10 protein-coding genes and 1 pseudogene are annotated in these 12,675 nt (G+C 41.3%); 7 read left to right on the top strand and 4 right to left on the bottom strand.

The features are described from left to right. Positions 1-315 precede the first annotated feature (315 nt). Positions 316-2,568 carry a glycoside hydrolase family 95-like protein gene (locus H9X96_RS13800; RefSeq protein WP_187666855.1) on the bottom strand — a complete coding sequence of 751 codons (2,253 nt, stop codon included), beginning with the start codon at positions 2,566-2,568 and terminating at the stop codon, positions 316-318. A 247-nt stretch (positions 2,569-2,815) separates the two neighbouring features. Between H9X96_RS13800 and H9X96_RS13795 the strand changes: the two genes are divergently transcribed. After that, positions 2,816-3,106: a putative quinol monooxygenase gene (locus H9X96_RS13795; RefSeq protein ID WP_187666854.1), complete on the top strand. Its 291-nt coding sequence runs from the start codon at positions 2,816-2,818 to the stop codon at positions 3,104-3,106. Position 3,107: 1 nt separating this feature from the next. On the opposite strand, the pseudogene H9X96_RS13790 reads toward H9X96_RS13795, so the two are convergent. Beyond that, positions 3,108-3,704 (bottom strand): annotated as a pseudogene (locus H9X96_RS13790) (methyltransferase domain-containing protein); the annotation flags it as partial. A gap of 507 nt (positions 3,705-4,211) precedes the next feature. Here H9X96_RS13790 and H9X96_RS13785 point away from each other — a divergent pair. From H9X96_RS13785 to H9X96_RS13770, 4 genes are all read left to right on the top strand, one after another. Then, positions 4,212-5,477, top strand: coding sequence for a hypothetical protein (locus H9X96_RS13785; protein ID WP_187666852.1), 1,266 nt, complete (start codon positions 4,212-4,214; stop codon positions 5,475-5,477). Between the two features lie 35 nt (positions 5,478-5,512). Continuing rightward, positions 5,513-6,559 (top strand): type II asparaginase, encoded by a 1,047-nt coding sequence (locus tag H9X96_RS13780; RefSeq protein ID WP_187666851.1) that lies wholly within the window; start codon positions 5,513-5,515, stop codon positions 6,557-6,559. A gap of 119 nt (positions 6,560-6,678) precedes the next feature. After that, entirely contained in the window at positions 6,679-8,091 is a 1,413-nt protein-coding gene (gene aspA, locus H9X96_RS13775) for an aspartate ammonia-lyase (RefSeq protein WP_370576742.1), read from the top strand. Then, entirely contained in the window at positions 8,088-9,434 is a 1,347-nt protein-coding gene (locus tag H9X96_RS13770) for an anaerobic C4-dicarboxylate transporter family protein (protein WP_187666849.1), read from the top strand. The genes aspA and H9X96_RS13770 overlap by 4 nt, the downstream gene beginning before the upstream one ends. Before the next feature lie 129 nt (positions 9,435-9,563). Here H9X96_RS13770 and hxlA read toward each other — a convergent pair whose 3' ends face one another. Together hxlA and hxlB are read right to left on the bottom strand one after the other, a co-directional pair. Beyond that, positions 9,564-10,202: a 3-hexulose-6-phosphate synthase gene (hxlA, locus tag H9X96_RS13765; RefSeq protein ID WP_187666848.1), complete on the bottom strand. Its 639-nt coding sequence runs from the start codon at positions 10,200-10,202 to the stop codon at positions 9,564-9,566. A gap of 57 nt (positions 10,203-10,259) precedes the next feature. Then, positions 10,260-10,850, bottom strand: a complete 591-nt coding sequence (gene hxlB, locus H9X96_RS13760; RefSeq protein WP_187666847.1) for a 6-phospho-3-hexuloisomerase — start codon at positions 10,848-10,850, stop codon at positions 10,260-10,262. Between the two features lie 178 nt (positions 10,851-11,028). On the opposite strand from hxlB, the gene H9X96_RS13755 reads away from it, so the two are divergent. Both H9X96_RS13755 and H9X96_RS13750 read left to right on the top strand, forming a co-directional pair. Next, on the top strand, positions 11,029-11,910 hold the full coding sequence (locus H9X96_RS13755; protein WP_255431110.1) for a helix-turn-helix domain-containing protein: 882 nt from the start codon (positions 11,029-11,031) through the stop codon (positions 11,908-11,910). Positions 11,911-11,918: 8 nt separating this feature from the next. Beyond that, a complete protein-coding gene (locus H9X96_RS13750; RefSeq protein ID WP_187666846.1) occupies positions 11,919-12,668 on the top strand; it encodes a DUF92 domain-containing protein in 750 nt (249 codons plus the stop codon). Positions 12,669-12,675: the final 7 nt, after the last annotated feature.

Genomic DNA, 12,675 nt, shown 5'->3' with positions numbered 1-12,675 from the left:
GTGCTGTTAATGCTGTTTATAAAGGCGAAAAGAAGATTGTGGATGTTAAATATGGAGCAACAATTTTTTATTTATCAAGATCGATCCAGAAACAAATTACTTCCGGACCACGTTGGAGCGAACCCTTAACCGCTGTGTATGCCATCGTACTGCTAGATTTTAAACTAACAGACAGCGAACCTGGATCTTATCTGCAGGACATCGCCTATTTATGATTCCAATTGGAGATCTTTCAATGATTATGAAAATGAACAACAAAATACTTATTGCTAAAAACTTAAAAGACCTGGGATTCTCCAGGAATCAAATCAAAGGTTAAAGTTTCTTTTTCAAGCCCCAGCTCCAGTTTTCTTTAATATTTGCCGTTGTGGGAAGTACTTTAAATTGATGTCTATGATGACCGTCAGAAAGAAAAATTGTCTCCCCAGGTAACGTTGAAAAACTGATGTTCATTTTCCCTTCATTTTGGAAAACAGAGAAAGCCAGCTCTTTTCGTTGATCTGAACTGACTAGACTTACTTTCAGATCTGTTTCCAATCGGCAGGTATCCCCTTTTGTACTGTAGACTTTTATGAACTGAGTAGCTCCATTTACGCAACTGGCAGAAACCAGGAAGCCACCTTCGGTACGAAGCTGATCAAAAGAAACATTCTTCCAAATCTCAGGGATTGCAGGAAATATTCTGATTTTATCTCCCCAGCTCTGAATGAGTAGTTCCTGAATAGAAGTTGCGGCAGACAATGGTGTTTCAATTACAGGACCGGACTCCTGGTACAGCGTGTTTGGCTGTATATACTGATCAAAAAGCTGGTTTAACAAATCGTAAGCTTGATCCCCTTTGCCCATCATCGCATTGATAGATACAGCACCTGTAAAGGTATAGCCTTGTAAAGCGCCTTTAAGTGAAAGCCAATGGTTCAAAGACTTTTCAATTAAAGCCTGATTGGCTGCATTCAAAGGCGTCATCAAATGAGAATAATGTCGATGAGAACTCGTTAAACTAACCTCCTTACCAATCATCAACCCAGTTTCATTAACAGGATAAGGCACCAGATTTTTCATCACTTCTTCCCATTTTCCAAGATCAGTATCTTGAAACCCTTCTTTTTTATTCAGGTCGATTAAAGTTGATAAGCCCCAGCGCAGGCTAGACAGGGCGTAATTGGCATCTTCCGCATACTTGTATTCTGGCAAAAAAGAGGAAGGGAGATGCAGAATTCCCTGCTCATCCTTTTTCAAATGATACAAAAGATGGTTCAGGGATCGTTTCAATAGCGAATAAATATGCTTTTGCAGTTCTTGTTTATCTTTTGAATAAGCATAATACTGGTAATAATAGAACATCGCCCAGGTTAAATTTCCAAGTTCAAACTGCCCATTTGCTTTATGATCTTCTGCTAATGGTGCAACCAAATCGTAACCAGAGATCCGGCCGATAGCCGCAGCATCTTTTCTCCATGGTTCTGGCACATTATTGATCAGGTTTTGAAGGTTGTTGTTTAGTGTATTGAACAATGATTTTCCCAATTCCAAATGGTTAGCTGTAAATATTGGCGAATAGGTAAGCTGTGTATTGAGGTTCCACCATACGCCTGGCCAGGGTGTTTTAGAATTGAACCACGGTCCCATCAGGTCGATCATTGGGAGATTTGCTCTGGTAGCGGAGCCGAGTTTATACAGTTGAATCCAGTAAAAGCTTTCCATCCGCTGATCTGGAATAGAAATAAAACTCTGCTGATAATATTGATGCCACCATTTTTGATGTGCAGCCAGTGCTGCTGATAATTTTACTTTTCTAAATTGCTGAATGGCTTGTGTCGCTTCTTTTACCTCATCTGCTTTCCCATTGGCATCATATCCGACCGAAACCAGCATAGTACTTTCATCTGCTGTTTGCTTTTTCGTCCATACGGTGGCATAACCTCCATCATTTAATAATGGCTGTTTACAGCGCTCAAATTCTCCAACTTTTGAAAGCTGATACATTGGATTTTCCGGATATACTGCTGGATTTCCAGCATTCTCCTGATTCATCCGTGGACTTTTACTTTTTTCAGCAATGAAAGCCCAATTGAGATCCTTTTCCGACTGTGTGCCTTTTGCTGAAATATAGATCACATTGGCATTTGCAGGTACAAATGAACTGAATTCCAGCGTTCCTTTGCTCGTATAAATTGTTCCTTCTGCAGTTGCATTATAAATATCAAGATTCATTTTAGCACCGGTGATCCTACCCAGGGTTTTGATTGTCATCCTCCCAATGGGTAATCTGGGTCTGGAAATCAATGGTTCTGAAAGACCACTGCCCTGATGAGGCCGCTGATCAGTGACATCTGTCCGCCCAATATCAAACCGGATCGTTTGCTCATCTTCTTTATAAATATTGGTACCTAGCCAACCATTTCCCAATAGAATACCGCTATAATAGCTGGTACCGATCGAGTCCCAGCGCAAGGTTTGCCGCTTCATAAATTTGGCCCAGTCAACTTCATTAGACTTTTCCTGTGCAAACAAACTGCTGGTCACCGCAGCTAATAAAAAGAAGATAAATGAAAAACAAGATTTCATGTGTGTGAAAATTTCAGTCGCCCAGCTACCTACAGAAGAGCGGATTAACTGAACCTAATCAGATTTAATTTAAATCCCTGCCATATGCCAAAATCGCTGAATACTATAACGAAATCCTTAAATTAATAAAACCCATATTTAGATGATCAGCCTAGATCCTCCTCATTATGATAGCTCCTTATGATTTCTGTTATTTTCAATGTAGCTAAAAGCTGATTACTTTTGTCCCATATTAAACCACAAAAAAATGAATATCAATTTAACAGCCATTATAAAAAGTACAGACGGAAATGATGCGGCGATGAAAGCCCTTTTGTTACAATTACTTGCGGAATCCAGAAAAGAGAATGCTTGTATTCAATACGACCTGCACCAGGATCAGGAAAATAAAAACGTATTTATATTCCATGAGATCTGGGAAAGCCAGGCTGGATTAGACCTGCACAATTCACAACCTCATATTGCACGTTTTGTTGCCGATTCAGCAAGTATTATCGACGGCCCGGCGGCTATTCATAAAACAGAAAAAGTTGCTTAATTTAAAATACACCTGACATCAGGGTTCTTTTAAATGGATAAAAAACAGGTTTCTCCGGATATTGCTGCTGGAGCCTGTTTTTGTATTCATTTGCAAACTGCAGTTTAAAGTCTTCGGGAAGGTGTTCCAGATAAGGGATCATTGCTGTACCAGAAGTCCATTCAAAGATGGCATTTGCGTCTGCCAGAATATGGGGATAAACCTTTTCATAAATTGTCATCTCTTTAGCTCCATTTTTAAATAAGAGCTGCGCATCAGCACCAATATCTAACACAGCTGTACCCCGCTCCCATCCTTTTAACGCTGCCTTAAAAGGATTTTCCCTGGCAATTCCCCTCAGTGTTTGAAGGGTAAAATGATCATGATTTGAAGGAATCTGAACTAATAATTTTCCGCCAGGATTTAGCATTGTAATCATTTCTGGCCAAAGCTGCTCTTGCTGATCCAGCCATTGCAACGCGGCATTTGAAAAGATCAGATCATACTTTTCTCCAGATTGGATTTTATCTTTAATGTCTAGTTGGTCAAAATGCAGGTTTTCATTTTCATAAGCCAGGGCTTCCTTTAACATTTCCTGTGAGGTATCTATTCCCAAAACCTGGGATGCTGGTAATTCGACAGGCTACTCCTATGTCCTTTGATAGGGAAATTATAATAAAGTAGCGTTATCAGAAGAAATTAATTCATTGGGCAGGTAAGATTTAACGCTGATCAAGGCAACCTGAAATATCTAATTACGACCATCACTATATCTTTATTTAAATCAAAATCCACAAGTGTCTTTAATCAAGCTAATTGCACAAAAAAAAGCCCCATATTATGGTAATCATTTTCAATAAAATCCCGATATAAACACAATAAAGAAAACACACATAGCTATCTACATGAAAATCAGCCAGTAAAAAGATACATTAAATTACTACAATATATTTCAAACATTTATCGGCTAAAAGGGTTGTTCAAGAAACAAAAGTATTTCCTTCATTCTGCTACCTCTTTATGAAAAAACTACTCCGTACACTTGCAATTGCTATTCCTAGCGATTTAAAAGGATTTTTTTTTTGAGGGAAACTTAGGTCATCATTTCTCCTATTAAATCGTTCCTATGAATACAACCTCTACAAATATTAAAGTTACTATTGGGTTGCTTATTGCTGGCTGTTCATTTTTCACGAATCAGGCGCACGCGCAGCTCATTAAATACGAGAGTAAAGACTCGCTGAATGGCAAGCCCAGAATCAGCTCTGCGCTGATCGGCAGGTTAAAGCTGAACGGCATTTACGACATCACCGGCAACCTTCATGGGAACAGCTCTTTTCTCATCCATGAGAATGATGTGTATGGCAGAAACAAACCTGCATTTTGGGTAGATATGCGCCAGAGTCAGCTTCGTTTCAAGACCACTACTCAATTGAAAAACGGAAAGGAAATCAGTTCCATGCTGGAAGGTGATTTTGAAGGCGGACCAAACCGTACTTCACTATTCCGATTGCGTCATGCCTGGATTAAGTACAACAACTTCACTTTAGGCCAGAACTGGTCAACTTTTGGAGATCCTGATTTATGGCCAGCAAGTTTACTCGATTGGGATGGTCCTACTGGAATGGTCTTGAGCAGAAGAATCCAGCTGAACTACAGAAACAAATTCAATGAAAAAGGCAGGGCCGGATATGAGGTCGCCGTAGAACAGATGGAACCCCGCCGGCTATTCGATTATACTACCAGTGAAAACCTTGGGGTGGATTATGCGCCAAGGAGGATCCCGGACGTGATTGCTGCCTTAAGATACGATTACGACAATGGTGGCTTCTTAAAAGTTGCCGGAATCTACAGAAACATCGGTTACGATTCAAAAAATGTACAGAATGGTTTGGACGACACCAAGGATTATAAATTCAAATCAGCAAATGGTTATGGAGTAACTGCTATAGCCAGCATATTTTTCAATAAAAAGTCTGGTTTAACAAATAACTTACAGGCACAGTTTAATGTTGGAAAAGGCATTTCTGATTATTTTCTGGCAGTTGGAGGTTCAGGATTAGATGGTTTTGCCAATGAGAACAAATTGGGAGAATTAGATCTATTGAATGTGAACTCTGGTTTCGTTTCTTATCAACGTTTCTGGACGCCAAAATTCCACACGATGGTGATTGCTTCCTACAACCATTTTTCTGGTGCAGAGGCGACGGCAAGTCTATGGAATGAAATGACCAATTACCACTTCACCCTCAACCTTTCCTATAACATACTGGACAATCTAATGGTGGGTTTTGAGCCTCAAATCGGCTATAAAGAGCTTCATCTGGATCAGGGTATTAAAAAAGGAAAAGATGCAGTACGCATCAATTTCAGCATGTTATACAATTTTTAAAAGCATACACCTACCATATTTATAAATCTACCATTATGAAAAAACTACTGTCCCTTTTAGTAATGGTCCTGTTGCTGCAGATAGCATATGGCCAAAAACCAAGAATCATCATACTGGCTACCGGTGGAACCATTGCCGGAGAGGGCGCTTCCGCAGATCGTGCAAGATATACTGCTGGTAAAATCCCCGTTTCGGCCTTAATTGGCACTATACCCAGCATAAAAGAAGTTGCTGATGTGACTGGTGAACAAATTTCTTCGGTAGGCAGTCAGGACATGAGTCTGGAAATCTGGAAAAAATTAGCGATCAGAATCAATGAGATCTTCAGTAAAAAACAAGCGGAAGGTATAGTGATTACCCATGGTACGGATACGCAGGAAGAAACTGCTTATTTTCTTGACCTGGTGATTTCCTCTGACAATCCAGTCGTATTAACCGGTGCGATGCGTGCTTCAACAGCGATCAGTGCAGACGGCCCTAAGAATCTTTTTGATGCCATTACCCTTGCTGCAAGCCAAAAAAGCAGGAACCGCGGGGTATTGGTTTCCTTCAACGAGTCGATTTTTAGCTCCAGGGATGTCACCAAATGGAGTACCACTAAAGTAAATGCTTTTGGTTCTCCGAACAGTGGGCCAATCGGACAGGTGTTCGATGGAAAAGTAGAATTCTATAAAACTTCGGATCGTCGTACGCCACATATTGCGCCTTTTACGGTGGATAAAAATACGGTTTTCCCTAAAGTGGAGATCGCCTATATGTATACCGATGCTTCTCCTGCCATCCTTGATGTGATGATCAAAGATAAAGTAGCGGGAATTGTAATTGCTGGTGTGGGGAACGGAAATTTCTCTGAAGCCTTTACCGCAGCGGTTAAAAAAGCAGTGGGCGATGGTATTGCCGTTTGTCGCGGAAGCAGGTGTGTATCTGGTCGCGTGGTAGAAGATGGAGAAGTGGACGATAAGGAATTAGGAACTATCGTTTCTGATGACCTGAACCCTCAAAAAGCAAGGATTTTATTGATGCTGGGCTTAACAAAAACTCATAAAACGGCGGAGCTTCAAAAATACTTTTTGCAATACTAATTTGGGATGTGGCTGCTCATCCGGCTGGATATGATTTATCATTTCAGAACACCAGCAGCTATGAAAACACAAACAAACAACGATTTAATTATTCAAAACATACTATTTAATTTTATACTATTATGGCAACTTTTCGAATTGAACACGACTTTTTAGGAGAAAAAGAAATCAGCAACGACTGTTATTATGGCGTTCAAACGATGCGCGCAAAAGAGAATTTCGACATCACTGGAATTCCTATCGGTTCTGAGCCTCTTTTTATCCAGGCTTTTGGTCACGTTAAAAAAGCGGCTGCATTGGCCAACAGGGATCTTGGAATTTTAGATCCTAAAAAGGCGGAGGCTATTGTTTATGCCTGTGACCGATTAATTGAAGGTGAGTTTACCGATCAATTTATCAGTGACCTGATTCAGGGTGGTGCGGGTACTTCTACCAATATGAATGCGAATGAAGTGATTGCGAACCTTGGTCTGGAATATTTAGGACATAAAAAAGGAGAATATATTCATTTACATCCAAATAATGATGTTAACCTTTCTCAAAGCACCAATGATGCGTATCCAACGGCATTTAGAATCGCGGTTTATTTGAAGATCAATGCTTTCGCATTGGCTTTGGAAGAATTACAGGAAGCATTTTTCTACAAAGGGAAAGAGTTCAAGGATGTGCTGAAAATGGGAAGAACGCAATTACAGGATGCAGTTCCGATGACTTTAGGTCAGGAGTTCAATGCTTTTGCCACTACTTTAGGCGAAGATGTACTGCGTATTAAAGAAGCTGCATTGCTGATTACTGAAGTGAATATGGGCGCTACGGCCATTGGTACGGGTGTAAATGCACCAGAAGGTTACTCTGCTTTATGCGTGAAATATCTAGCAGAAATCAGTAAAGTTCCAGTGATTCTTGCGGCAGATTTAATTGAGGCGACTTATGATACTGGCGCTTTAGTACAACTGAGTGGTACGTTAAAACGTAACGCCATCAAATTGAGCAAGATTTGTAATGATTTAAGGTTATTGAGCAGCGGACCAAGATGTGGTTTAAATGAGATCAACCTTCCTCCAATGCAGCCAGGTTCGTCGATTATGCCAGGAAAAGTAAATCCGGTGATTCCTGAGCTGATGAACCAGACTTGTTTCTATGTGATTGGTGCTGATTTAACAGTAACGATGGCTGCTGAAGCTGGTCAATTACAATTAAATGTAATGGAACCAGTAATTGGAATGGCCTTATTCACTTCCTTGCAATACCTAACAAAAGCTTGTCTGACATTAAAAAATAAATGTGTGCTGGGCATTACTGCGAATGAAGAACACTGTAAGAATATGGTGATGCAGAGTATTGGTATTGTCACTCAGCTGAATCCTATTCTAGGTTATGAAGAATGTGCTTCTATTGCTAAAGAGGCGCTGAAAACCGGTAAATCTATTTACGAGATTGTGGTTACAGAAAGAAAACTGATTACCCAGGCGAAATGGGATGAGGTTTATTCCATTGATAACCTGATCAATCCTAAATTCATCTCACAATGATATTCGTACAGCTCGGCATATTATTAGCCATGATCCTGATCGGGTCACAAATGAAAGGTATTGGGCTCGGGGTGATGGGAATGGTAGGATTAATGATTTTCGTGCTGGTGTTCAAAATGACACCGGCCGAACCTCCTGTTGCCGTATTGTTGATTATTCTTGCCATTGTCACCACCGCTGCCACTTTACAGGCGGCTGGTGGTTTAGACTATCTGGTCAGTATTGCCGAGAAGATCATTAGGAAAAACCCAACTCAGATTACTTTTATAGCGCCATTCACCACTTATTTCCTATGTCTGTTTGCGGGAACTGCACATATTGTGTACTCTCTTTTACCAATCATTGCGGAAGTGGCGGCCAAGCAAAGAATCAGGCCGGAAAGACCATTATCGGTTTCTGTGATTGCCTCTCATCTGGCCATTACCGGGAGCCCGATGAGTGCAGCTACGGCTTCATTAGTGGCGATTCTTGCGTATTCTTCTGCTTCGATTGACATTATGAAGATTTGTATCCCGGCTTCCATTGTTGGGATATTTGTCAGCATTCTGGTGGTACGTAAAAAGGGTTTGGAATTAGATAAGGATCCGATATTTCTAGAGAAAATGAAGGACCCTGAATTTGCACGTTCGATGGACCCTACGGATACCAGTGGAGGAAAAAACCATTACCAGGCTACTCCAGGTGCTAAAATTGCCGTTGGGATATTTGGATTAGCGATTCTGCTGATCATTTTATTCGGTGCTTTCCCTGGTTTAGTGCCACACGTTGGTGGTGGAAAGAGCTTTAGCGTGAATGCAGATGGTACGATCAGTTTAACGAGTTTGATCATTATGATCACGCTAACCGCTTCTGCGATGATCATGCTGATCACTAAAACCTCCGCAGCAAAAGTGGTAAAAATGAGTTTATTCACTTCTATGGCGACCGCAGTAGTTTCTGTACTGGGTGTGGTGTGGATGAGTGCTACTTTTATGGCGGCAAATGAGGCCATCATTGAGCATACTTTTAAAGACATTGTTTCTGTTTACCCATGGACTTTCGCTTTTGCCTTGTTCATTATGGGTGCTTTGACTTTTAGTCAGGCAGCCACGACCAGGACAATTATGCCGATGGGACTTGCCTTAGGAATTGTGAATCCGCATTTGATTGCGATGTTTCCTGCCGTTAACGGTGATTTCTTACTTCCAGGTTACCCTACCCTTGTTGCGGCCATAGATTTTGACCGAACGGGGAGTACGAAGATCGGTAAATATGTGCTGAACCATAGTTTTATGGTACCAGGCCTTGTGGCCTTATCTACTGCAATTATTGTTGGTTTTGTGCTGACCGGAATTTTGTTTTAATCCTGGAAAGGCATTCCTTAGTATACAGTAAAGCCCCCAAAATTATGGGGGCTTTACTGCTTTACTGAATATTGAAATTCAATGTAATCAACAGAAAATGGATCAGACCATTCTTGTTTTTTAAGAGTATTAGTTCTTAGCTGCGTCAATTGCTTCACGCATTGCTTTTGCTGCTGCAGCTGGATCTTCTGCACCATAGATTGCTGCACCTGCAACGATTACTGTAGCACCAGCTTTTACTACTGCGGCAACGTTTTCAAGGTTCACTCCACCTGCTACAGAAACAGGTACACCTACTCTTGCGGTTTCGTCGATCAATACCTGGATAGAATATCCTGGCGTCCATTGCTCATCTAGTCCTGCATGAAGTTCTACGAATTCCACACCTAATTTAGTCACTTCCTGTGCACGTCTTACACGGTCAGGGTAACCGATAGTATCCACTACAATCCCTTTTCCATGTGCTTTTGCCGCTTTCACTGCGCCAATAACGGTGGCATCACCAACAGCACCCATTACGGTTACTAAATCGGCACCTGCTTTAAAAGCAATTTCTGCTTCTAATTCACCAGCATCAGCTGTTTTCATATCTGCGAAAACCAATTTATCTGGGTGTGCATTTTTCATTGCGGTGATCACTGCTGCACCCATGTTTTTAATTAATGGAGTTCCCAGTTCAATAATATCTACATAAGGGGCAACTTTTGCTGCCAATGCCAATGCTTCTTCTGTTGTTAATAAATCGATTGCTACTTGTAATTTTGCCATAATGATGTTATATAAAAAATGATTTGATTCGTGTGATTTATCCGGATTATTTATCGGTTATTCCAGGTTTGCATGTCTGGTCCATAGTTCTGCATTTGGGGTATCGTCCAGTTTCCATAAAGACTGGAAAACTGCATCTGTTAACAGCAGCAGGAACTGCTCAAACAAGCTTCCTGCGTATTGCCTCGATCTACTGCCTTCATGGTCTTCTTTTTCCGCAGCGGGGATAAGTATCAATTGATCAGCGATACTGGCTAATAAAGACTGTGATTGCGTAGAGAGTGCGACTACCCTTGCGCCTACTGACTTGGCTTTTTCGGCAGCTTTAACAATAGAGCTGGTGGTGCCAGATCCAGATGCTGCGATCAGCAAATCACCTTGCTTTATCGCTGGAGTAGTCGTTTCTCCAACAAAATGGGCATTTAATCCCAGGTGCATCAGGCGCATTGCTGCAGATCGCATGGCAAAACCAGAACGTCCGGCAGCGATGATAAAAATGCGGTTTGCGGTTTTAATAGCGTTTGCAAATACTGCGACTTCATTAAAATCAATCTGTTTTAACAACCAGGTGTTTTCCATGAGTATCATTTCAAGGTTATTGCGAACCTCTTTTGACAGTTGTTTATCGGTTGTGGTACTGAACTCCATTGCTAATGTTTTTAATCCGGTGTAAAGGTAGACCGGTTTTTTAGGCTTCCCGTTACACTATCGGCGCATTATATGGGACAATCAGGAAACCATGGCCTTTAAAAGTCATGGCTAAGCCACAAAAATTAAGGTATTTCCGAATAGTCCACCATAATTTCCAAATCGTCCTATACCCTACATGGAGAGTCCTTATCTTTATACCATGATGAATGTTGCATTACCGGCGGGCTTGGAGAAATCACTGATTTATATTCGTAACCTGGGGAATTGTCCACCTAGTTACCTGAATGATCCGGGACGGAAAGATTTTTTTGAAATCGTGTGGTTGAAGAATGAAGATGCTTTACACGCTTTGAAGGATACAGATCTGGATGCTAAAGGGGATTGGATTTACCTGATTCCTCCGTACCGTGTGCATCAATTGAATAAAGCAGGAAAAAACGGAGAACTGATCTCTTTTAAGAGAGACATGCTGGAAGAGGAGGACAAAGAGTTTCTTTTAGACCTCTTTAAGATTTTCAATGTGCAGGGCGAGTTCTCTTGTCTGCGGTTAAATGAGGCTGCTGCTGCTGAGCTTTCCGGGATTTTCAGTTTGCTGGAAAAAGAATATGCGAACCAAAGTATGACAATGGTAAAAGCCTTGCTTAAAGTTTTCCTATTGAAGTTGATACAAGTAAAAGAGCATGATTTCACCAGTCAGGATATACATCAGAAGCGGGTTTACGAGTTCCTAATGCTACTGGAAAGTAATTACCAGCAAGTACGGAATACTGATTTTTATGCAGGAAAGCTGGGCATCAGTTCTAAGCGACTTAACCAGATTCTGAAAGACAAGCTTGATAAAACCGGGATGCAGCTGATCCATGACCGGATTATTCTGGAAGCCAAACGCAGTATCATTCACAGCGAGATTACCATCAAAGAGATTGCTTATGAACTGGGCTTTTCTGACAGGCCGTACTTTAGTCGTTTCTTCAAAAAGCAAACGGGTCAGACGCCAGAAGAGTTTCAGAAGCAAGCGAAAGAGCACATTAAGGCTAAATTTAATACTTTGGTTTAATACAGATTATGGCGCCCATTCTTAATGATCCTTTACTGCAAATCGTGCTGCTCCTGTTAGTGGTACTCATGGTGGTTTGCGTAAAAATCAGGAAACTGACCTTTTATGCTGCTGTAACGGCTACTATATTGGGTTTTCTGGTTGCCTTGGCCTCAGGTTTAAAAGGAATATCGATGTTAGCGGCATTTTTTATTTTGAGCGTCCTCGCCACTTCACATAAAAAGGCGGAAAAGCTCAAGGTCCATCCTGCGGAGTCTGCTGGATCTCCTGATGGAGAAAAAACAGGCAGAGATTCCTGGCAGGTACTTGCAAACGGAGGTGTTGCCGGAATAACCGCCTTACTAGCTCTTCTAAATCCTGAAAACAGCGGTTATTACCTGTTAATGATGGCCGCCAGTCTGGCCTCTGCCCTTGCCGACACCTTATCTTCTGAATTGGGAATCCTTTATGGCAGTCGCTTTTTCAATGTCATCACCTTCAAAAAAGAAGCGAAAGGGCTGGACGGGGTAATCAGCATAGAAGGTACGATAATCGGTGCTATAGGTGCCGGAATCATCGCTTTGATCTATGCTGGATTTGGACAGGCAGCACTAATTGTAGCTGCAGCAGGGATATTAGGCAACCTAACAGACTCCATAATTGGGGCATTGCTGGAACGGAGAAAATTAATCAGCAACAACGGTGTTAACTTTTTAAATACCTTATTTGCGGCAGTTGCTGGGTTGTTGCTTTACCTGATATTTAATATTTCCGCCTAACTTCAGC

This window comes from Pedobacter sp. N36a (assembly GCF_014472395.1).
GTDB lineage: Bacteria > Bacteroidota > Bacteroidia > Sphingobacteriales > Sphingobacteriaceae > Pedobacter.
Note: the sequence above shows the minus strand (reverse complement) of the source record. Positions and strands in the feature narration are given on the sequence as shown.

Coding starts and splice junctions, on each gene's coding strand:
- H9X96_RS13800 (WP_187666855.1), bottom strand. CDS start 2,568: ATGAAATCTTGTTTTTCATTTATCTTCTTTTTATTAGCTGCGGTGACC.
- H9X96_RS13795 (WP_187666854.1), top strand. CDS start 2,816: ATGAATATCAATTTAACAGCCATTATAAAAAGTACAGACGGAAATGAT.
- H9X96_RS13785 (WP_187666852.1), top strand. CDS start 4,212: ATGAATACAACCTCTACAAATATTAAAGTTACTATTGGGTTGCTTATT.
- H9X96_RS13780 (WP_187666851.1), top strand. CDS start 5,513: ATGAAAAAACTACTGTCCCTTTTAGTAATGGTCCTGTTGCTGCAGATA.
- H9X96_RS13770 (WP_187666849.1), top strand. CDS start 8,088: ATGATATTCGTACAGCTCGGCATATTATTAGCCATGATCCTGATCGGG.
- hxlA (WP_187666848.1), bottom strand. CDS start 10,202: ATGGCAAAATTACAAGTAGCAATCGATTTATTAACAACAGAAGAAGCA.
- hxlB (WP_187666847.1), bottom strand. CDS start 10,850: ATGGAGTTCAGTACCACAACCGATAAACAACTGTCAAAAGAGGTTCGC.
- H9X96_RS13755 (WP_255431110.1), top strand. CDS start 11,029: ATGGAGAGTCCTTATCTTTATACCATGATGAATGTTGCATTACCGGCG.
- H9X96_RS13750 (WP_187666846.1), top strand. CDS start 11,919: ATGGCGCCCATTCTTAATGATCCTTTACTGCAAATCGTGCTGCTCCTG.